This window comes from Streptomyces sp. HUAS MS02, assembly GCF_055702265.1.
The window spans coordinates 4,632,940-4,653,862 of the sequence record NZ_CM146747.1; the positions used below are offsets into that span (position 1 = coordinate 4,632,940).

At 72.6% G+C, this 20,923-nt stretch carries 19 protein-coding genes; 11 read left to right on the forward strand and 8 right to left on the reverse strand.

What is annotated here, in order from left to right; genetic code table 11:
- The first annotated feature begins 41 nt into the window (after positions 1–41).
- The 6 genes from ACZ9QC_RS19895 to ACZ9QC_RS19920 all read left to right on the forward strand — a co-directional run bounded on the left by ACZ9QC_RS19895 (position 42) and on the right by ACZ9QC_RS19920 (position 4,191).
- Complete coding sequence (locus tag ACZ9QC_RS19895; RefSeq protein ID WP_230215278.1) at positions 42–497, forward strand: cupin domain-containing protein; 456 nt, start codon at positions 42–44, stop codon at positions 495–497.
- Positions 494–1,759, forward strand: coding sequence for a beta-ketoacyl-[acyl-carrier-protein] synthase family protein (locus tag ACZ9QC_RS19900; protein WP_391445601.1), 1,266 nt, complete (start codon positions 494–496; stop codon positions 1,757–1,759). Before ACZ9QC_RS19895 ends, ACZ9QC_RS19900 begins: the two co-directional genes overlap by 4 nt.
- On the forward strand, positions 1,756–3,006 hold the full coding sequence (locus ACZ9QC_RS19905; RefSeq protein WP_472921353.1) for a beta-ketoacyl synthase N-terminal-like domain-containing protein: 1,251 nt from the start codon (positions 1,756–1,758) through the stop codon (positions 3,004–3,006). The genes ACZ9QC_RS19900 and ACZ9QC_RS19905 overlap by 4 nt, the downstream gene beginning before the upstream one ends.
- 64 nt (positions 3,007–3,070) lie before the next feature.
- A complete protein-coding gene (locus tag ACZ9QC_RS19910; protein WP_472921354.1) occupies positions 3,071–3,328 on the forward strand; it encodes an acyl carrier protein in 258 nt (85 codons plus the stop codon).
- Position 3,329: 1 nt separating this feature from the next.
- Positions 3,330–3,809, forward strand: a complete 480-nt coding sequence (locus ACZ9QC_RS19915) for an SRPBCC family protein (protein WP_472921355.1) — start codon at positions 3,330–3,332, stop codon at positions 3,807–3,809.
- 49 nt (positions 3,810–3,858) lie between these two features.
- Complete coding sequence (locus ACZ9QC_RS19920; RefSeq protein ID WP_230215285.1) at positions 3,859–4,191, forward strand: TcmI family type II polyketide cyclase; 333 nt, start codon at positions 3,859–3,861, stop codon at positions 4,189–4,191.
- A gap of 84 nt (positions 4,192–4,275) precedes the next feature.
- Here ACZ9QC_RS19920 and ACZ9QC_RS19925 read toward each other — a convergent pair whose 3' ends face one another.
- The 4 genes from ACZ9QC_RS19925 to ACZ9QC_RS19940 form a co-directional block, all read right to left on the reverse strand.
- Complete coding sequence (locus ACZ9QC_RS19925) at positions 4,276–5,385, reverse strand: methyltransferase (protein WP_472921356.1); 1,110 nt, start codon at positions 5,383–5,385, stop codon at positions 4,276–4,278.
- 42 nt (positions 5,386–5,427) lie between these two features.
- Positions 5,428–6,492, reverse strand: a complete 1,065-nt coding sequence (locus ACZ9QC_RS19930; protein ID WP_472921357.1) for a right-handed parallel beta-helix repeat-containing protein — start codon at positions 6,490–6,492, stop codon at positions 5,428–5,430.
- A 75-nt stretch (positions 6,493–6,567) separates the two neighbouring features.
- Entirely contained in the window at positions 6,568–7,872 is a 1,305-nt protein-coding gene (locus ACZ9QC_RS19935; RefSeq protein WP_472921358.1) for a YihY/virulence factor BrkB family protein, read from the reverse strand.
- A gap of 57 nt (positions 7,873–7,929) precedes the next feature.
- The gene (locus tag ACZ9QC_RS19940) at positions 7,930–9,171 is read right to left on the reverse strand and encodes a serine hydrolase domain-containing protein (protein WP_472921359.1); all 1,242 of its coding nucleotides are present in this window, start codon (positions 9,169–9,171) and stop codon (positions 7,930–7,932) included.
- A gap of 568 nt (positions 9,172–9,739) precedes the next feature.
- On the opposite strand from ACZ9QC_RS19940, the gene ACZ9QC_RS19945 reads away from it, so the two are divergent.
- The gene (locus ACZ9QC_RS19945; protein WP_472921360.1) at positions 9,740–10,117 is read left to right on the forward strand and encodes a DUF2637 domain-containing protein; all 378 of its coding nucleotides are present in this window, start codon (positions 9,740–9,742) and stop codon (positions 10,115–10,117) included.
- 13 nt (positions 10,118–10,130) lie between these two features.
- On the opposite strand, the gene ACZ9QC_RS19950 is transcribed toward ACZ9QC_RS19945, so the two are convergent.
- A complete protein-coding gene (locus ACZ9QC_RS19950) occupies positions 10,131–12,668 on the reverse strand; it encodes a SpoIIE family protein phosphatase (protein WP_472921361.1) in 2,538 nt (845 codons plus the stop codon).
- Positions 12,669–12,974: 306 nt separating this feature from the next.
- Between ACZ9QC_RS19950 and ACZ9QC_RS19955 the strand changes: the two genes are divergently transcribed.
- From ACZ9QC_RS19955 to ACZ9QC_RS19970, 4 genes are all read left to right on the forward strand, one after another.
- Positions 12,975–13,832, forward strand: a complete 858-nt coding sequence (locus ACZ9QC_RS19955; protein WP_472921362.1) for a hypothetical protein — start codon at positions 12,975–12,977, stop codon at positions 13,830–13,832.
- Positions 13,833–14,103: 271 nt separating this feature from the next.
- Positions 14,104–14,307 (forward strand): cold-shock protein, encoded by a 204-nt coding sequence (locus ACZ9QC_RS19960; RefSeq protein ID WP_005483357.1) that lies wholly within the window; start codon positions 14,104–14,106, stop codon positions 14,305–14,307.
- 94 nt (positions 14,308–14,401) lie between these two features.
- The gene (locus tag ACZ9QC_RS19965) at positions 14,402–16,150 is read left to right on the forward strand and encodes a DEAD/DEAH box helicase (protein ID WP_472921363.1); all 1,749 of its coding nucleotides are present in this window, start codon (positions 14,402–14,404) and stop codon (positions 16,148–16,150) included.
- Positions 16,151–16,375: 225 nt separating this feature from the next.
- On the forward strand, positions 16,376–16,972 hold the full coding sequence (locus tag ACZ9QC_RS19970; RefSeq protein ID WP_472921364.1) for a tellurite resistance TerB family protein: 597 nt from the start codon (positions 16,376–16,378) through the stop codon (positions 16,970–16,972).
- A gap of 94 nt (positions 16,973–17,066) precedes the next feature.
- Here the strand turns inward: ACZ9QC_RS19970 and ACZ9QC_RS19975 are convergent, their stop codons facing one another.
- From ACZ9QC_RS19975 to ACZ9QC_RS19985, 3 genes are all read right to left on the reverse strand, one after another.
- Positions 17,067–17,429, reverse strand: a complete 363-nt coding sequence (locus tag ACZ9QC_RS19975) for an SCO4225 family membrane protein (RefSeq protein ID WP_472921365.1) — start codon at positions 17,427–17,429, stop codon at positions 17,067–17,069.
- A gap of 70 nt (positions 17,430–17,499) precedes the next feature.
- On the reverse strand, positions 17,500–18,183 hold the full coding sequence (locus ACZ9QC_RS19980; protein ID WP_472921366.1) for a response regulator: 684 nt from the start codon (positions 18,181–18,183) through the stop codon (positions 17,500–17,502).
- Positions 18,180–20,615, reverse strand: coding sequence for a sensor histidine kinase (locus tag ACZ9QC_RS19985; protein ID WP_472921741.1), 2,436 nt, complete (start codon positions 20,613–20,615; stop codon positions 18,180–18,182). Before ACZ9QC_RS19985 ends, ACZ9QC_RS19980 begins: the two co-directional genes overlap by 4 nt.
- Positions 20,616–20,923: the final 308 nt, after the last annotated feature.

A 20,923-nucleotide genomic window follows, 5' to 3' on the forward strand; every position in this document is an offset into this window, starting at 1 on the left:
CCCCTCACCAGTCCGATGCAGCTCATGTTCGGAGGAACGTCGTGATCAATCGCCATCCCAGAGTCGTGGATGTCAGCGAGGTCGAGCCCAACACCCGGCGCGGCGGCGATCTGCGCGCCATGCTGACCCCCAGCACCGTCGGCTCCACCAGCGGTTTCATGGGCGTGGCCATCGTGGCGCCCGGCGACCGCATCGCCGAGCACTACCACCCGTACTCCGAGGAGTTCATCTACGTCATCTGCGGGCAGCTGGAGGTGGACCTCGACGGCGAGGCCCATGAACTCCGGCCCGAGCAGGGGCTGCTGATCCCCGCCCACATGCGGCACCGCTTCCGCAACGTCGGCAACGTGGAGGCCCGTATGGTCTTCCACCTCGGCCCGCTGGCGCCGAGCCCGCCGCTCGGCCACGTCGACACCGAGGACGCGAACGGCGTACCGATCCCGGTGGAGGCGGCGCACGCCGCACGGCCGGCCGAGAACGCCCAGGTCCGCTCATGACCAGGCGCGTGGCGGTCACCGGCATAGGCATCGTCGCCCCCGGCGGCATCGGCGTCCCGGCGTTCTGGGACCTCCTGGCGGGCGGCCGTACGGCGACGCGCGGCATCACCTTCTTCGACCCGTCCGGGCTGCGTTCGCGGATCGCCGCCGAGTGCGACTTCGACCCGGCGGCCCACGGACTGGACGCGGACCTGATCGCCCGCTGCGACCGGTACATCCAGTTCGCCCTGGTCGCCGGCGAGGAGGCGATCGCGGACTCCGGCCTCGACCTCGCCACGGAGAACCCCTGGCGGGTCGGGGTGTCCCTGGGCACCGCCGTCGGCGGCACCACCCGGCTGGAGCACGACTACGTGCTGGTCAGCCACAGCGGCCGGCGCTGGGACGTGGACCACCGGGAGGCCGGTCCGCATCTGCACCGGGCGTTCGCGCCCAGCACCCTCGCCTCCACGGTCGCGGAGCGCTTCGAGGCGCGCGGGCCGGTGCAGACGGTCTCCACCGGCTGCACCTCGGGTCTCGACGCCGTCGGGTACGCCTTCCACACCATCGAGGAGGGCCGGGCCGACATCTGCATAGCCGGGGCGTCGGACTCGCCGATCTCCCCGATCACCATGGCCTGCTTCGACGCGATCAAGGCCACCTCCCCCAACAACGACGACCCGGCCCACGCCTCCCGCCCCTTCGACGCCGACCGCAACGGGTTCGTCATGGGCGAGGGGGGAGCCGTCCTCGTCCTGGAGGAGCTGGAACACGCCCGGGCCCGGGGCGCGCACGTGTACTGCGAGATCGGGGGCTACGCCACCTTCGGCAACGCCTACCACATGACCGGTCTGACCACGGAGGGCCTGGAGATGGCGCGGGCCATCGAGGACGCCCTCGACCACGCCCGCCTGGACCGCACGGCCGTCGACTACGTCAACGCGCACGGCTCGGGCACCAAGCAGAACGACCGGCACGAGACGGCGGCCGTCAAACGCACGCTCGGCGCGCACGCCTACGACACGCCCATGAGCTCCATCAAGTCCATGGTGGGCCACTCGCTCGGCGCGATCGGCGCCATCGAGGTCGTCGCCTGCGCGCTGGCCCTGGCCCACCAGGTCGTCCCGCCCACCGCGAACTACGAGACCCCGGACCCCGAGTGCGACCTGGACTACGTGCCGCGCGTCGCCCGCGAACGGAAGCTGACCAACGTGCTCTCCGTGGGCAGCGGGTTCGGCGGCTTCCAGTCCGCGGTGGTCATGAGTCTGCCGAGGGAGAAGACATGAGCACACGGCGTCCTCGGCGCGCGGCCGTCACCGGAATCGGCGTGGTCGCGCCCAACGGAACGAGCACCGAGACGTTCTGGAAGTCGACCCGGGAGGGCATCAGCGTCCTGGACCGGGTCACCCGCGAGGGCTGCGAACACCTGCCGCTCAAGGTGGCGGGCGAGGTCCGGAACTTCGATCCGCCGTCGGCGGTCGAGGAGCGCTACCTCGTCCAGACCGACCGGTTCACGCACTTCGCGATGGCCGCCGCCGACCAGGCGCTCGACGACGCCCGCCTGGAGCGGCCCGCGACCGACGCGGCCCCGTTCTCGGTGGGCGTGGTCACGGCGGCCGGGTCCGGCGGCGGCGAGTTCGGGCAGCGGGAGCTGCAACAGCTCTGGTCCAAGGGCAGCCGGTTCGTCGGCCCGTACCAGTCCATCGCCTGGTTCTACGCCGCGAGCACCGGTCAGATCTCCATCCGCCGGGGCTTCAAGGGCCCCTGCGGGGTGATCGCCTCCGACGAGGCCGGCGGTCTCGACGCCGTGGCGCACGCGGCACGGGCGGTGCGGCGCGGCACCGACGTGATGGTGACCGGCGCGACCGAGGCGCCGCTCGCCCCCTACTCGGTGGTCTGCCAGCTCGGCTACCCGGAGCTGAGCACGGTGGCCGACCCGGACCGCGCCTACCGTCCCTTCACGGCGGCGGCCTGCGGGTTCGTGCCCGCCGAGGGCGGCGCGATGCTCGTCGTGGAGGCCGAGGAGACCGCCCGGGAACGCGGCGCGCCCCTACGGGCCCACCTCGCGGGCCACGCGGCCACGTTCACCGGTGCCTCCCGCTGGGCGGAGTCCCGGGCGGGGCTCGCCGAGGCGATCCGGGGCGCCCTGGCGGAGGCCGGCTGCGCCCCCGAGGAGATCGACGTGGTCTTCGCCGACGCCCTCGGCACCCCCGAGGCGGACCGCGCCGAGGCCCTGGCGATCACGGACGCCCTCGGCCCGCACGGCACCCGGGTCCCCGTCACTGCGCCGAAGACCGCCGTGGGCCGGGGCAACGGCGCGGCGGCCGTCCTGGACGTGGCGGCGGCGGTGCTCGCGATGGAGCACGGCGTCATCCCGCCCACCCCCAACGTCTTCGACGTCTGCCACGACCTCGACCTCGTCACCTCCGGTGCCCGCGCCGCCGAGGCGCGCACGGCACTGGTCCTCAGCCGGGGACTCATGGGGTCGAACTCGGCGCTGGTGCTGCGACTCGGCCCCGGCGACACCTCCTGACCATCCCTCCCCGACGCACCACCTCCGCACCACCCCGCACCACCTCTGCACCAAGGAGAACCGCATGAGTGACCGCATCACCGTGGAAGAACTGTCCGAGCTGATGAAGAAGGCCGCCGGGGTCACCGTCACCCCGGAGGAACTGAAGCAGCGCTACGAGTCCGGCTTCGACGTTCTCGGCATCGACTCGCTCGGCCTGCTCGGCATCGTCGGCGAGCTGGAGAACCGGTACGGCACGCCGATGCCGCCGGACGCGGAGAAGTGCAAGAGCCCGAAGCAGTTCCTCGACCAGGTCAACAGCGCGCTGATGGCGGGAGCCTGAGATGGCCGGACACACGCAGAACGAGATCACCATCGCCGCGCCCGTCGACCTGGTCTGGGACATGACCAACGACGTCGCGAACTGGCCCCGCCTGTTCAGCGAGTACGCGAGCGCCGAGATCCTCTCCCAGGAGGGCGACCGGGTGACGTTCCGGCTGACCATGCACCCGGACGAGAACGGCAAGGTGTGGAGCTGGGTCTCGGAACGGGAGGCGGACCGCGAGACGCTCAGCGTGGAGGCCCGCCGCGTCGAGACAGGGCCCTTCGCCTACATGAACATCCTCTGGGAGTACGAGAAGGTCCCGGGCGGCACCCGTATGACGTGGACGCAGGACTTCTCCATGAAGCCGGACGCGCCGGTCGACGACGACTGGATGACCGACAACATCAACCGGAACTCCAAGGTCCAGATGGCCCTGATCCGGGACCGCATCGAGAAGGCCGCCGCCGAACAGGGCGCCGCGCCGGGCCTGACCGACTGAGCGCCGAGCCTTCGAGCGCCGACCGACCGAGCCGGACGGAGAACACCCCATGCACCAGTCCCTGATCGTCGCCCGGATGGCCCCGGGCGCCGCGCCGGACATCGCCAAGATCTTCGAGGAGTCCGACCGGGGGGAGCTGCCGCACCTCATCGGGGTCTCCCGGCGCAGCCTCTTCCAGTTCGACGACGTGTACATGCACCTCGTCGAGGCCGAGCGGGACCCCACGCCCGTCATCATGAAGATGGCCGGGCACCCCGAGTTCCGGGCCATCAGCGAACGGCTGTCGGCGTACGTCTCCGCGTACGACCCGGCGACCTGGCGTTCGCCGAAGGACGCGATGGCGAACTGCTTCTACCGGTGGGACCGGGACAACCCCTCCTGACCGCACCGGCAGAACGACGGACCGACAGGCCGGCGGGCCCGCGCGTCGCGCGGGCCCGCCGGCCTGTCCGGGTCACCCTGCCGGTCAGCCGGGCACGTGACAGTCGAACGCGTGCAGATAGGCGTTGACCGGCCGTACGTCGTCGATGACCAGCCCCGCGGCCGTCAGCCGGGAGGTCATGCTCTCGGTGGTGTGCTTGGCCCCGCCGACGTTGAGGAGGAGCAGCAGGTCCATGGCGGTGCTGAACCGCATCGACGGCGAGTCGTCGACGAGGTTCTCGATGACGACGACGCGGGTGCCGGGGCCGCCCGCCCCGATGACGTTGCGCAGCAGCCGGGCGGTGCTGTCGTCGTCCCACTCCAGGATGTTCTTGATGACGTACACGTCGGCCCGGACCGGGACGGCCTCGCGGCAGTCGCCGGGGACGACGCGGGTACGGTCCGCGAGCGCGCCGCCCGGGCGCAGCCGGGGGTCGGCGTTCTCCACCACGCGCGGCAGGTCGAGCAGGGTGCCGTGCAGGTCGGGGTGCTTCTCCAGCAGGCTGGCGACCACATGGCCCTGCCCGCCGCCGATGTCGGCGACCGACGAACTCCCCGACAGGTCGAGGAACTCGGCGACGTCGCGCGCGGACTGCGTGCTGGAGGTCGTCATGGCCCGGTTGAAGACGTCGGCCGACTGCGGGGCGTCCTCGTTGAGGTAGACGAAGAACTCCTTGCCGTACAGGTCCTCGACGACGTTGTGGCCGGTGCGCACGGCCTCGTCGAGCTTCGGCCAGGCGTCCCAGGTCCACGGTTCGGTGCACCACAGGGCGATGGCGCGCAGGCTGTGCGGGTCGTCCTCGCGCAGCAGCCGGGACATGTCGGTGTGCGCGAACGTCCCGTCCGGCCGTTCGGTGAAGACGCCGTGGCAGGACAGGGCCCGCAACAGCCTTCGCAGCGGCTTCGGTTCGGCCTTCACCGCCGCCGCGAGGTCCTCCACCGGCAGCGGGGTGTCGCCGAGGGCGTCGGCGACGCCGAGCCGGGCGGCGGCGCGCAGGGAGGCGGCGACCGCCGCGCCGAAGACGAGCTCCCTGAACCGCATGGGTGGCGGCGGGGCGGCCGGGGCCCCCTGGGCGGAGGTGTGGACGGTCTGGGTCCGTGTGGTGCGGGCGGTGGGTGAGGGCTCCCCCGCCGGTCTGGTCTGAGCGGTCGTCATACGACGGCCTCCTTCTTCGCGTTCATGGACGGCCTCGGCCGGTCAGCACAGTCCCGCGGGCCTGGAGGCCCCGCAGGTGTTGCCCGAGAAGGTGTTGCCCTTGCCGGCGGTGTCGGTGTTGACGATGTCGGCCGGGGAGTTGTTCTCCAGGACGTTCCCGGTGATCCGGTTCCGCTCGCTGGTGGTGCCCACGAAGCTCTTCCAGACGACGATGCCGCCCGACAGCGGGGAGGCGCCGGCGTTCCCGGTGATCCGGTTCCGTGTCACCAGGGTGTCCTCGGCGCCGGTCAGCACGATGCCGGTGCCCTGGAGGGCGTCCAGCCGCGCGGTCTTCGGGCAGGACTTGTTGTTGCGGTCGATGAGGTTGTCGCGCACGGTCAGGGCGCCGGCCCTCGGCATGTTCTCGTCGCCGACGACGAAGACACCCGCGCAGTTGCCGGTGAGGTGGTTGTCCGCGACGGTGAGGTTGCGCAGGCGCCGGACGGTGAGGCCGATCCGGTTGCCCTCCAGGCGGTTGTGGGCGACGACGGTGCCGCCGCTGTCCGTGGCGCCCTGCTCGGCCTTGACGGTGTTCGCGAGGAACAGGCCGGCGTCGCCGTTGTCCCGGGCGGTGTTCTTGCGGAACACGCCGCGCACCGAGCGCTCCTGGGCGATGCCCCACACGCCGTTCTTCACGGCGGTCACGTGCCGCACGGTCAGCCGGTCGGTGTCCTGGGCGAACACCCCGGACCCGGTGAAGCCGGTCACGGTGAGGTTGGCGACGGTGACGTCCTCGACCTTGTGGTCCTTCGTCCCCATCACACAGATGCCGTTGCCCGCGTCACCGCACCCGTCGGCGGCCTTCGTCACGGCCGGTTCGACGACGGTGCGGGGGCCCATGCCGCGCAGGGTGATGCCGTGGGTGCCGATCCGGACGCTCTCGCGGTAGGTGCCGGAGGCCACGAGCACCGTGTCCCCGGGCGCCGCCGCGTCGACCGCCTGCTGGATGGACTCCCCCGGGAAGACCACACGGGTCGGATGGTCGGCGGCGGCCTGCGGGGCGGCCCCGAGCCCCACCCCGATGACCGCCGCGACGCACGCCAGATAGCCAATATGCCATTTCGTCATATTCCGCAACATATGACCATGAGCCCCGCAAACCGGCCCGATGGTCCATCCGACGGCGTGTCACCGCGCCGCGCGTCAGCGGCCGTCGGCGCCCAGGCGCCGTCGGTCCTCCTCGTCCCACGCGCGGGTGTCGCGCGGCTCGACGTACGGCTCCTCGTGGGGCGGGTGGCCGCCCGCCAGGGCCCGCTGACGGGCCAGTTCGGCGTCGAACTCCAGGCCGAGGATGATCGCCAGATTGGTGATCCACAGCCACACCAGGAAGATGATCACGCCGGCGATCGCGCCGTAGGTCCGGTTGTACGAGCCGAAGTTGGCCACGTAGAACGCGAAGCCGGCCGAGGCCGCCATCCAGATCAGCAGGGCGAGCAGACTGCCCGGGGTGATCCACCGGAAGCCGCGGACCTTCGCGTTCGGGGTGGCCCAGTACAGGACCGCGATCATGATCGTGACCAGCAGGACCAGCACCGGCCACTTCGCGATCGACCACACGGTCAGCGCCGTGTCACCGACCCCCAGAGCGGTGCCCACCTCCTTGGCGAGGGCGCCGGTGAACACCACGATCAGGGCGCTGATCACGGCCATCACCATCAGCACCACCGTGACCCCGACCCGTACCGGCAGCACCTTCCACACCGGACGACCCTCGGGGACGTCGTACACCGCGTTCGCGCTCCTGATGAACGCCGCGACATAGCCGGAGGCCGACCACACCGCGAGCGCCAGGCCCACGATCGCCATGATCGAGCCCAGCCCGGCGTTGCCCTGCATCTGCCGGACGGCGTTGGTGAGGATGTCCCGCGCGGCGCCGGGGGCGAGCTGCTGGATGTTGTCCAGCACCGCTTGCGTCGCCGAGCGCCCGACGATCCCCAGCAGGGAGACGAGGGCCAGCAGCGCCGGGAACAGGGCGAGGATGCCGTAGTAGGTCAGCGCCGCCGCCCGGTCGGTCAGCTCGTCCTTCTTGAACTCCTTCAGGGTGCCCTTCAGCACCGCCCACCACGAGCTTCTGGGCAGTTCACCGGGGCTGTCCGGCGCCCGCCGCTCCACCTCCTCGTCGGGCCCGGCCGCCGGCGCCCGCGCGGTCCGGTCCTCCCGGCCGCGCCGGGTCTCCGTGTCGTGCCGGGCCTCCGTGTCGTGCCGGGCCTCCGTGTCGTGCCGGGCCTCCGTGTCGTGCCGGGCCTCCGTGCCGTACCGGGCCTCCGTGCCGTACCGGACATCCGCGCCGCGCCCGGTCTGCTCGTCGCGCTCGAACCGGTCGTCGCGCTCGACCTCCTCGGTGCGCTCGACCTGGTCGGGCTGCTCGGCCTGGTCGGTGTGGCCGCCGTAGCCCGGGTGCCCACCGTGCCGCCCCTGCCCTCTGTGCCAATTCAGCGTTCGCATCATGCCCGTGCGGGTAACCGACCGGACACGGCTCATACATGCGCATTCACGGCAAATCGTTCAGCGCGGGGGCGCCGGGCGGTCGTAGACGTTGTCCGGGGTGACGACCTCCGTGATCGCGCGGGCGACCAGCGAGGACGGCTCCTGGCCCTGGTACGTCACGTCGGTGTTGAGCACCAGCACCAGGGTGGCCCTGCGCTCCGGCAGGTGGACGGTCACGCTCTGGTAGCCCGGGATGGAGCCGTTGTGCCCGATCCAGCCGCCGGTCTCGAAGATGCCGAGGCCGTAGTCGGTGCCGGGGAAGCCGGTCGGCAGCATCCGGAGCCGTTCGGCCTGTGTCCGCGGGCTGAGCAGGGTCCCGGTGGCGACGACCTCGGCCCAGCGGCGCAGATCGCGCAGCTTCGAGATCATCGCGCCGGCCGCCCAGGCCCAGCTGGGGTTCCAGTCCGTGGCGTCCTCGATCGCACCGCTGAGCGTCTGGTTCGTGTAACCGCGCGCGTGCGGCCCGGGGAACCCGAGGCCCTCGGCGAACAGCGTGCGGCGCAGCCCGGCCGGGCCGATCACATACCGGCGGAGGTAGTCGGCGAAGCGCGTGCCGGTGACCTTCTCCACCACCAGGCCGAGCAGGACGAAGTTGGTGTTGGAGTACTGGAACCGCTCACCCGGCGCGAAGGTGTTCGGGTTCCGGAAGGCGTACGCGAGCAGCTCCCGGGGCGTGAACGAGCGGCTCGGGTCGCTCAGCAGGGCGCGCACGAAGCCCGGGTCGGCGCTGTACGGGAAGAGGCCGCTGCGCATCTGCGCGAGGTGGCGCAGGGTGATCCGGCGGCCGTTCGGGACGCCCCGGACGTAGCGGGAGATCGGGGTGTCCAGGCGCACCCGGCGGTCGTCGACGAGCCGGAGCAGCGCGGTGGCCGTGAAGGTCTTGGTCTCGCTGCCGATCCTCATGAACAGGTCGGGGTTCATCGGCCGGCGGGTGACGGTGTCGGCGACCCCGGTCGACCGGACGTAGCACCCCTGGCCCGGCATCCACAGGCCGACGGTGACCCCCGGGATGCCGGCCTCCCTGCGGACACCCTCGACGGCTTGGTCCAGACGGGCGGTCAGTGCGGAGCCGAGACCACCGCGCGGACAGTCGTTCTTGTCGTACCGGCCCTTGTCGTATCGGCCCTTGTCGTACCGGTCTTCGTCATACCGGTCGGCCGCCGCGTGCACGGCGGTCGCGGGTGCCGTCACGATCGGGGCCACCACGGACGCCACCAGCAGCGCGGCGGCGAACGGACGGCGGAGGGGGGTGCGTCGCATGTCGGGGCGCCTTTCCCGGAACGGGGTCTCGAAGGGGCAAGCGTCACCGTCCGAGCCGTGGGCACATGCCTCTGTCCCGTACAACATTCCGCGAGTTCACTCGTTCGGATGCGGCCGGTACTTCACAGTTTCAACAGCCATTCACAGCGGTTGCTCCTCGCGGAAATCGGCGCCGATCGCTATTCTCCCGAATGCCAAAAATCAGGCTCGGCATTCCTCGTGCCGGTCGGAAAAGCGGACCCCCCATGGAGCAGGATTCAAAATGAGAACCGATTATGACTCGGTGGATCACAACCCTGACGGGGTTCAGCAGATCGACACCCAGCCCATCTGGCTCCCGGGCCCGCGTGCCGCTTCGGACGTATGGGATCCGGACGCGGAGCTGATCCAGATGGCGTACGCGGCGCACGGCCTGGCTCCCGAACCGACACTGTCGGCCGTCCATGACCTCCCACGACGCCCGGTCAGTCGGCGACGGCCCCGCCCGGGGTCCCACTTCTTCGCCAGGAACCCCCGGATCGTCCCCGTCGCTTTCTTAATTACGACTATCGCCGTGTGCGCACTGACCATGCTTTTTTGGTCTGTCTCCTATTCATACATTCAGCTGCGCGACATCGCGCTGCTGGTGGTGTCGGAGCATCTCGCGCGCTGGTGGCCGCTGACCGTGTACGGGCCGTGGCTGCTGGCGGGTCTGTCGATTCTCCGGGCGTCCGTGCAGCAGCGGACCGCCCGGCGTTCCTGGGCGGTGATGCTGCTCGCGTCCGGCACGGCGGTCGCGTTGTGCATCGGGCAGTCACCGAGTTCCCTGCTGGCCATGGCGATCGTGGGAATTCCGCCCATCACCGCGCTGGTGTGTTTCCGTGAACTCGTCGGCCAGTTCTCGTCCGGGCCGGGCCCCCGGCACGCCGCGGACACCCTCGCCGGCCCCAAGCAGGGCAGGCGGTAGGCGGCCGCGCACGTCATCCGAGGGTCTGTTCCGTCCAGATCGTCTTGCCCGTCGGGGTGGGGCGGGTGCCCCAGCGCTGGGTGAGCTGGGCGACCAGGAGCAGACCCCGGCCGCCCTCGTCGAAGCTGCGGGCGCGGCGCATGTGCGGTGCCGTGCTGCTGCCGTCCGAGACCTCGCAGATGAGGCTCTCGTCGTGGATGAGCCGCAGCCGGACGGGCGGCTCGGCGTGCCGGATGGCGTTGGTGACCAGTTCACTGACGACCAGCTCGGTGACGAAGGCCGCGTCGTTCAGACCCCAGGCCTCCAGTCGGCCGAGCGCGTTCTTGCGGGCCTGGGCGACGGCCGAGGGGTCGGCGGCCACGTCCCAGGTGGCGACCCGGCCGGGGTCGAGGGCGCGGGGGCGTACGAGGAGCAGGGCCACGTCGTCGGTGGGCCGCTCCGGCAGTACGGAGCCCAGGATCCGGTCGCACAGCGCGTCCAGGGAGTCGGCGGCGGGGGTGGCGAGGGACTGGCACAGCCGGGTGATGCCGTCATCGATGTCGGTGCGGGAACCGTCACCGTCGGCGTCTCGGGACCCGATCAGGCCGTCGGTGTAGAGGGCGAGCAGGCTGCCCTCGGGCAATTCGGTCTCCAGCGACTCGAAGGGCAGACCGCCCAGGCCCAGCGGGGGTCCCGCCGGGAGGTCCAGCAGGGTGGCGGTGCCGTCCGGCCCCACCACGACCGGCGGCGGATGCCCGGCCCGCGCGAGGGTGCACCGCCGCGACACGGGGTCGTACACGCCGTACAGGCACGTCGCGCCGAGGACCCCGGGGGTCACGTCCGCCGCTGCGTCGCCGGTGCTCCGGCCCCGGCCGCGCTCGCCGGTCCCCTCGGACCGTTCCGCGGCCTCCGCCTCGGTGGCCAGCCGGGCGACCAGGTCGTCGAGGTGGGTGAGGAGTTCGTCGGGGGGCAGGTCGATGTCGGCGAGGGTACGGACGGCGGTGCGCAGCCGGCCCATCGTCGCCGAGGCGTGGATGCCGTGGCCGACGACGTCGCCGACGACCAGCGCCACCCTTGCCCCGGAGAGCGGGATCACGTCGAACCAGTCGCCGCCCACCCCGGCGCGGGCGCCCGCCGGGAGATAGCGGGAGGCCACCTCCACCCCGGCCTGCTCGGGCAGGCTCTGCGGCAGCAGGCTGCGCTGGAGGGTGACGGCGGTGCCGCGTTCGCGCGTGTAGCGCAGGGCGTTGTCGATGCTGACCGCCGCTCGGGCCGCCAGCTCCTCGGCGAGGACGAGGTCGTCCTGCTCGAAGGGCTCGGGTTGCCGGTGGCGGGCGAAGACGGCGACGCCCAGGGTGGTGCCGCGTGCGGAGAGCGGCACGGTCATCACCGAGTGGAACCCGTATTCGCGGATGCGGGCGGCCCGCAGCGGGTCCTCGGCCACCCACTCGGCGATCGCGGGCTCGGTCACCTGGAACAGCACGGCACGCCCCGACCGCAGGCTTCGCACCGGTGGCGAGCCGTCCGGGTACTCGTCGACCTCGCCGGGCGCGACGACCGCCTCGGGCGTCCCCCGGTTGACGGACCGGTGGGCGATCCGCCGCAGGGCGAGGGCGCGGCCCGCCGCCGGCAGTCGCGGGACCCGGCTGTACTCCTCCGCCGCGCCGAGGACGGGGGAGAAGCCCTCGTCGAGGGAGGCCAGCAGATCGACGCTGATGAAGTCGGCGAGGTCCGGCACGGCGATGTCCGCCAGTTCCTGCGCCGTCCGCGTCACGTCGAGGGTGCTGCCGATGCGGCGGCCCGCCTCGGCGATCAGCTGCAGGCGTTTGCGGGCCCAGTACTGCTCGGTCACGTCGTGCCCCGTGGTGGCCACGCCGAGGACGCGGCCGTCCTCGCCGTGGAGCCGGTAGACGTCCACCGACCAGGCGTGCTCGCGGGTCTCCCCGGGCGCCCGCGTGTGGTTCTCCAGGTACTGCGGTTCACCGGTCTCCAGGACCTGCCACATCACCCGTTCCAGCTCGCCCACGGCGGGATCGTCCACGGCCTCGGAGATGCGCAGCCCGCGCAGATCGTCGTCGTTCAGGCCCAGCGCCCGGCCCGAGCCCTGGTTCGCGGCGCGGTACCGCAGGTCCGTGTCGTGCACCGAGGTCGCGCAGGACGGGGAGTCGAGGAAGCCGTGCAGCGCGAGCGCGTCGTCGCCGGGGCGGGGCAGCGTCCCCGTCAGGGCGGAGACCAGGAACCAGTCGCGGACCCCGCCGTACGACGTGCGGTGGTGCGCCAGCACCCTGACCTCCAGACGGCGCCCGTCGCGGTGCCTGAGCACGAGGGTGCCGTGCCAGCGCGGCAGGTCGGAGAAGGCCGGGAGGGCGTCCGCCGGGGGCTCCTCGGCAAGCAGGGAGGCCGCCGGCAGGCCCAGGATCTGCGTCGGGGTGTACCCGAGGAGGCGTTCGGCGCCGGCGCTCCAGCCGGTGACGGTGCCCTGTTCGTCGACGGTGGCCCGGGCGGTGAACGCCTCACCGACGGGGTTCGGGCCGGAGCCCGCACCCGATGCGTCGACGACACGCCGCTCCATGTCCGCTCACCTCGCTCTCACCGGGATCCGGTCCAGGCGAGGCCACACCCCACCTGGGCCACACCCCTATCTTCGATATGTCCCTCTACATCCTTTTCACACTATTCCCGGCCCGCCGGGTGGGCATCAGCTCCACTTCGGACGGTCAGCGGCGGCGCGGGGACGGGTCGAGAGCGCGGGCAGGGTGTCGAACTTCTCGTGCGGGGACGGCCACCCGCAACGAGGGCGAGCCGTATACCTCCAACTCGCCTGTTCCGATGGGCACTTCACCTTATGTGCACGATCTTCTCTCCCTATCATCGGAAGATGACGGAACCGACGCAGTCCGGCCCGTACACGGGTCAGCCCGTGCCTCCGCACCAGCCGATGGCCTCCGTGCCCGGCTGGGCCCCGCCCCCGCAGCAAGGGGCCCCCTATCCGTACGCGGCCACGCCGCCCGTCGGCTACGGCAGACCAGCCTCCCCGCCGGGGGACCCGGCGGCGGCCTCCGACCGCACGGCCAGCGCGCTGCTGATCCTCGGCGCCCTCCTCGCCCTCGGCTCCTCGTTCGCCACGCTGGACAAGTCGGTCCAGCACATCGGCGAGGAGGAGGAGCCGGTCTACGAGACCGTCGCGAAGCCGTGGTCCTACTCCAGCGGGGACATCGGCGGGAAGACCGAGTCGGTCATGCAGTTCTCCGGCTTTCTGCTGCTCTTCGGCGCCCTGGTCGCCGTCGCCGCCGCCGTCCTGCTCCTGACCGGCCGCAGCCGCCGGCTCCCGTTGGGCCCCGCGCTCGCCGTCGGCGGGTCGGTCCTGCTGCTCGGCACGACGCTGTCGGTGCTGACGGAGGCGTTCAACGACACCCAGTGGGACGGGGACGGCCGGACCACCACCTTCGGCGCCGGTTTCTATCTGCTGGGCGTCGCCTTCCTGCTGGCCCTCGGCGCGACCGTGACAGCCGTCCTCGGCACCCGCCGTCCGGCCCCGGCCCTCTCCGGACCCGCGCAGCCGTCACAGCCCTGGCAGGCCGCGCCCGGCGGAGTGCCAGGTACGCCAGGTGTGCCTGCCGCCCCTCCTGCCCCTGGTGCGCCCGATACCCCCGGAGCGCCCGGTGCGCAGGCGGCCGCTCAGCCGGCCCCGCCCTTCCCGCCGGCCCAGCCCCCGGCTCCCCCGACGCAGGGCTGAGCCCTTCCCGATCCGGCCTCTGACCGAGCGGCGTCCGCAGGAGTGTGGCGTGTCACCCTGCGGGCACCCCTCGCCTGTGCTACCTTGACATGAAGTGGCAGTTTTGGTTACCAGAGGCTTCTGAGTGCTCTTCGACCTTCCGTCGACGAGCACTCTTTGTTGTTTCCGGGGCTTTCCGGGTGTTCTCCAACTTCCCGTCGGGTCGAACCGTTGCTGCGACACCGGGTCCGCACAGTGTGGGCTCCGGGCACTGCATCAAGGGAGTTTCAGCATGGCATCCGGCACCGTGAAGTGGTTCAACTCGGAAAAGGGCTTCGGCTTCATCGAGCAGGAGGGTGGCGGCCCCGACGTCTTCGCCCACTACTCGAACATCGCCACCTCCGGCTTCCGTGAGCTTCAGGAGGGCCAGAAGGTGACCTTCGACGTCACGCAGGGCCAGAAGGGCCCCCAGGCCGAGAACATCGTTCCCGCCTGACGCTGACGCGTAACGCATGAGCCGGGGTCCGCGCCCGAAAGGCGCGGGCCCCGGCTCGTGTGCGACAGGCGCCGCCGCATCGAGGAAGGTCCCCATGAACCGCACGGCTCGTACGAACAGCAGCAGCTCCTCCCGGTCCCGTACGGAGGGCTCCGCCCGCACCGGCACGGCCCGGGGCGACCGCGCACGCTCACGCGGCGCGGCGACGGGTGACCAAGGGGCTCCTTCCCGTACGGCCGGAGCCGGATCGGCGACGGGCGGCAAAGCCGCGGGCCGCGGCGACGCCACGAAGAACACCGGCGGCAGGGGCGACACCTCCAAGAGCACCGCGGGTCGCGGGGGCGCCGCCAGGACCACCAAGAACACCGGCGGGCGCGCGGACACCGCCAGGGGCGCCCAGAGCAAGGGCGGCGCCGTCAAGAACGGCTCGGCCCGCGGCGGTGCGGCCAAGGCCGGCCGTGGTCGCCGGGGCGGCGGCGGGCGGACCGTAGCGGCCCCCACCGGTGGCGAGTTCGCGCTGCCGGTCACCCTCACGCCCGCACTGCCGGCCGTCGAGACCTTCGCCGAACTGGAGCTGCCCGGACCGCTGCTGGAGACGCTGCGGACCGAAGGGGTGACCGAGCCGTTCCCCATCCAGGCCGCGACGCTGCCGAACTCCCTGGCCGGCCGTGACGTCCTCGGCCGTGGACGCACCGGCTCCGGCAAGACGCTCGCCTTCGGTCTCGCCCTGCTGGCCCGTACGGCCGGACAGCGCGCCGAGCCCCGGCAGCCGCTGGCCCTCGTCCTCGTCCCCACCCGCGAACTGGCCCAGCAGGTCACCGACGCCCTCACCCCCTACGCCCGCGCGCTGCGGCTGCGGCTCGCCACCGTGGTCGGCGGCATGTCCCTCGGCCGGCAGGCGAGCGTGCTGCGCGGCGGCGCCGAGGTGGTCGTGGCGACCCCCGGCCGGCTCAAGGACCTCATAGACCGCGGCGACTGCCGACTCGACCAGGTCGCCATCACCGTCCTCGACGAGGCCGACCAGATGGCCGACATGGGCTTCATGCCGCAGGTCACCGCGCTGCTCGACCAGGTGCGTCCCGACGGCCAGCGGCTGCTGTTCTCCGCCACCCTCGACCGCAACGTCGACCGGCTGGTCCGCGACTACCTGCACGACCCCGTCGTCCACTCCGTCGACCCGTCCGCGGGCGCCGTCACGACGATGGACCACCACGTGCTGCACATCGAGGACGACGACAAGCACGCCACCACGACCGAGATCGCCGCCCGCGAGGGGCGCGTGATCATGTTCCTGGACAGCAAGCACGCGACGGACCGGCTGGTGAAGAAGCTGCTGGCGGTGGGCGTGCGGGCCGCCGCCCTGCACGGCGGCAAGTCGCAGTCGCAGCGCAACCGGGCCCTGAGCCAGTTCAAGGACGGGGACGTCACCGCCCTGGTCGCCACGAACGTCGCGGCGCGCGGCATCCACGTCGACGACCTCGACCTCGTCGTCAACGTCGACCCGCCGGGCGACCACAAGGACTACCTGCACCGGGGCGGCCGTACGGCACGCGCGGGCGAGTCCGGCACGGTCGTCACGCTCGTCCTGCCGCACCAGCGCCGGGACGTGACCCGGCTGATGGCGGTCGCCGGTATCACCCCGACGACCACGCAGGTCCGCTCGGGCGGTGCCGAACTGAACCGCATCACCGGCGCGCAGGCACCCTCCGGCGTCCCGGTCGTCCTCACCCCGCCGGTCACCCAGCAGCCGGCCGCCCGCCCCTCCTCGGCGTCGCGCGGCCGTCGCAGCCGCCCGTCCGCCCAGGGACGCCGCCGCGCCCCGGCGAAGGGCAACGGCCGCTGAGCCCACTCAGCCAGCCGAGCCCGTCGAGCCCGTCGAGCCCGTCGGGACGATGCGGCGCACGGCGCGGCGTGGCTCAGGCCAGGGACTCGAAGTACGCGCGGACGACGGCGTGGGCCGGTCGAGGAACTCCTACGGGGGTGGCGGGCGTTCACAGGGAGACGTGCGGAACGCACGCGGACGACCGTAACGACCGGCACGACACGGGCTCAAGCCGAGGTGGCACGCATGGCGATGTGGGATCGGATCAAGGACCAGGCCAAGGGTCTGCAGCAGCAGGCGCAGGGCGCGCGGGGCGGCAGCGGGCACGGGCAGCCGGGGGCGGGACCGCTGGGTGCCATGGGAGCCGGCAGGTCCTCGGGGTCCGGGCGGTCCTCCGGCGGCTCCAAGGCCCAGCTGGTGAGCGCGCTCAAGTCCCAGCTCACCTCCCTGAAGACGGAGCTGAAGAGCGGCGCCTACCGGGACGCCAGCATGGCGATGTGCGCGCTGGTCGCCGCCGCCGACGGGAACGTGGACCCGGCCGAGCGGCAGCACGTGGAGTCGCTGATCCTCAACAACGACGTCCTGCAGAACTTCCCCGCCGACCAGCTGCGGCAGCGCTTCAACCGGCACGTCGACCAGCTCTCCCGCAACTTCCAGCAGGGCAAGGCCGAGGCCCTCACGGAGATCGCCAAGGCCGCGAAGAAGCCGACCGAGGCGCGGGCGGTCGTCCAGACCGGCTTCGTGGTGGCGGGCGCGGACGGGTACATCGCGCAGACGGAGGAGCAGGTCCTGCGCGAGGCGTGCGCCGCCCTCGGCCTGTCCCCGCAGGAGTTCGGCCTCTGACACCGGCCGCCGGTCTGCGCGGCTGACACACCGGCAGACCTTCGTGGCTGACACCGGCCGCCGGTCTGCGCAGTGCGGGGCGCCTTTCCGTGACTCAGGGCAACGGGTCCGGACGGGTGCCCCGGCGCAGGGCGCGGCCGCACCAGACGATGACGGCCGCGTTGGCCAGGCCGCCCAGCACCACGGCGACGACGGCCGTCGCGGCCCCGTCCGGCAGGGCGAGCCACATGAAACTCACCGGGGCCGAGGCCAGGATGGGGACGACCATCGCCATGGACCCGCCCGAGCCGTCGTCGGAGCTCATCGCCACCGCCCACACCAACAGGCCGACGCAGAGCACGAGGTAGGCGAGGGCGAGGAGATCGCCGGGGCGGGGGCGAGTGCGGCGGCGCGGCGGGAACGCGCGGTGCGGCTCGGGAGGGCGGGAAGGGTCAGGAGAAGCGGGTTCCTCGGTCATGGGCCGATCCTGGTGTCCTGGTGTTCCGGTGTCCTGGTGTTCCGGTGTCCTCATGGGGTCGGGGTGGGTCTCAGAGGTGGGTGCCCGGAGGGTTCGGGCGGGCCAGGCCCAGGTCGTAGGCGAGGATCGTGGCCTGGACGCGGTCGCGCAGACCGAGCTTGCGCAGCAGCGCGTTGACGTGGGACTTCACGGTGCCGACGGTGATGCCGAGTTCCTCGGCGATCTCCGCGTTGGTGAGTCCGGTGGCGACCAGGGAGAGAACGGTGCGCTGGCTGCCGGTGAGCGCGTCGAGGACGCGCGGGCCGCCGCCGTCCGCCGCCCCCGGGGTCGTACCGGAGGCGTAGTGGCCGATGAGACGGCGGGTCGCGGACGGGGCGAGCACGCTCTCGCCTGCGGCCACCACGCGGATACCGGCCAGCAGTTCGGCGGCGTGCACGTCCTTCAGGAGGAAGCCGGAGGCGCCGGCGCGCAGGGCGTCGAAGACGTACGCGTCGAGGTCGAAGGTGGTCAGGACGAGGACGCGGGGCGCGTCGTCCCGGCCGGTGATGATGCGGGTCGCGGCGATGCCGTCCAGTTGGGGCATCCGTACGTCCATGACGACGACGTCCGGTGCCAACTCCTCGGCGAGCCGCACCGCTTCGGCGCCGTCGGCGGCCTCACCGACGACCGTCATGTCCTCCTCCGCGTCGATCACGGCGGCGAACCCCGCCCGTACGATGCCCTGGTCGTCGACGACCAGCACCCTGAGGCTCATCCGTCACTTCCCTCTTCGTCCTCTGTCGCGTCGCCCTGCTGCGGAACCGGTACCGCGGCGAGCGGCAGCCGGAGGTGGACCGTGTCCGGGCCGCCGGTGGCCAGGGTGCCGCCGAGCGGCGCGACGCGGGCCGTCAGCCGCTCCCGTACGGCGGTGCGCGCGGCGTGCGGCACGCCGGTGGCGGTGAGCGTCAACGTACCGTCGTTCGCGTCGAATTCGAGCATCGCCGACTGGTCGCCGCCGGCCGCGAGGATCGTCTCGGCGGCGTGGTAGGCGGCCAGGTCGACGGCGGTGGGGAGGCGTTCGGGCACCCGGTCGGTCAGGCGTATCCGCACGTCGCGGCCGGTGGCCCGGGACTGGTGGGCGAGCAGGTCCAGGGCCTGGAGGGTGGGTTGCGGACTGCGGCCGGGGCCCGCGCCGCGTTCGCCGTCGCGGACGGTGTCGAGCAGGGCCCGCATCGCGGCGAGGGCCTCGCGGGCGCGGTCGGCTACCGCGTCGAGGCGGCCCGCCTCGGCCTCCTCGACCATGTCGGCGGTCCGGGACAGCACGGTCGTCTCCAGCCCCGCCGCGATCCGCCGCCGCTCGGTCCAGGCGTCCCGCACGGCCTCCTCGGTCCACAGGGCGACCCGCTCGTCGCGCGTGCCGCGATCCCCCCGCACCCGCCGCCCCCGCACCACCCCACCCCACACGGCACCCCCCACCACGATCACCACCCCACCGCACACCCCGACCGCCCACCCGAAACCCCGGTTCCCCTGCCCGACCAGGGCGACGACGGCGGCCAGGCTGTGCACGAGGACGGCGGCGAGGGGGAGGAAGAGCAACTCGCCTGGCCCGCCCAGGACTCCGCGCCCCGTCCCGGCCGCCGGGCTCGTCCCGGCCGTCGCTGTCCCTGACGGTGTCTTCGGCGTCCCGCCCGTCGTATCCGTGGTCGTCCCGGGGGCGTTCGCGATGTCGTGGGCCGTGCGGAGGGTGATGGCCGCGCATGTGGTGAGGAGGCTCAGAGCCGGGGGGAGGAGGGGTGGGCCGGTGTAGTGGGTCGCGGTCATGGCGAGGGGCCAGAGGAGGGGGAGGGCGAGGAGAATGGTGAGGGCGGTTCGGGGGGCGCGGGGGAGCCAGAGCAGGGTGAGGGCCTGGGCCGCGGCGAGCAGGGCGAAGAGGGTGCCGGCGGAGGCCTGTTGCGTGACCGTCGCCGTGTCCGGGCGGGCGACCAGCGCCGGGAGCAGCGGCTGCAGGACGAGGCCGACGGCGGCCACCAGCTGCGCCACCCGGTAGCTGCGCGGGAACGCCGCCTCCACCGGCGCGGCCGTCCGCCCGGGCAGCGCCGCCCGGATCTCCCAACCGCCCTCCCCCGTGGGCCCGCTGGTCAGCGTGCCGCCCGCCTCCCGCGCCCGTGACCGCAGGAACCCCTGACCGCGTCCGCCCCCGAGACCCGCCGCGTGCGCCGTCGTCCCGGCGGGCGGCGCCGCACTCGTGACCACGACGTCCGTGCGGGTCTCGCCGTACCGCACCCGCACCCGCGTGTGCGCCCCCGGCGCGTGCCGGGCCACATTGGTCAGACCCTCGCGCACGATGCCGTACGCCGCGTCCGCGACGGCCCCGTCCGGCAGCGGGTCGAGTTCGCAGTCGATCCGCTGGTCGAGGCGGCGGAACCCGGCGACCAGGTCCGACAGGCGTTCCTCCGGCGACGGCAGGTCCTCCCGGGAGGGGGCCGGTGCCCGTACCGCGCCGAGCGCCCGGGTGACCTCGCGACCGGTCTCGACCGCGAACTCCAGTGCCTGTCCGGCCAGTTCGGGCCGCTGCTCGCGCAGTCCGAGCGCGGCCCCCGCCGTGACGACGACGGCCGTCAGATGGTGGGCGCTGACATCGTGCAACTCCCGCTCCATACGCCGCCGTTCCATCGCCGGCAGCCGATGCCGCTCCGACTCGGCCCGCTTCAGCCGCTGCTCGGCCACCCACCGTGCGCGCCGGGCCCGTCGTACGAGGAGACCGGCGCCGCAGGCGGAGGCGTAGAGGAGAGCGGTGAGGACGAGGTCGAGGCCCGAGGGGTCGCTGAGGCCGTGCAGGCTGATCTGCATCAGGCCCTGCCAGGCGGCGAGGGCCACGACGCACAACACGGCGGTGAAGGTGTCGCGTTCGGTCGCCACGGTGTACAGGGCCAGCGCGACGCCCGCCGTGCCGAGCAGGGCCGTCGCTCCGACGGGGAGCGGCCCGGTGCCCAGCGCGCACGCGGCGGCGACCACGACCAGCGCGACCACCGGGCGGCTGCGGCGCAGCGCCAGCGCGCCCGTCACGACTCCGGCGACCAGGGCCGCCACCAGCAGGGCCGCACCGTCCGGGACGGTGCCACGCACCAGTGCCGCTCCGGGCCACACCACGGCCTGGGCGACGATCAGCAGGACCGGGAGCAGCCGGTCGTCCTCTGTCCGCATCATGGCGCCCCCAGGCTAGAGCGGAGACCACCCGCCCGAAGTCCGGCTGGAGACCGAGGTCCGCCTCTTACCTGGGTTATAGGGAGTGGGGGTGGAGATGGGGGGCGGGTGCGGCGGCGTCCGGAGTCCGCCGTCCACAGGCTGTGGACGGCGAGGGAGGCCGACACGTACGTCAGTGGAAGAGGGCCGTGAGGAGGTCGTCGCCGAGGCGGCGTACGCGTTCCAGTTGACATCCTGCCCCCGACACGGACCTGGAGCCGACGAAGAGCTGAGCACACCCGAGGCTCCTTCGCGACCGCTCCCGGCAT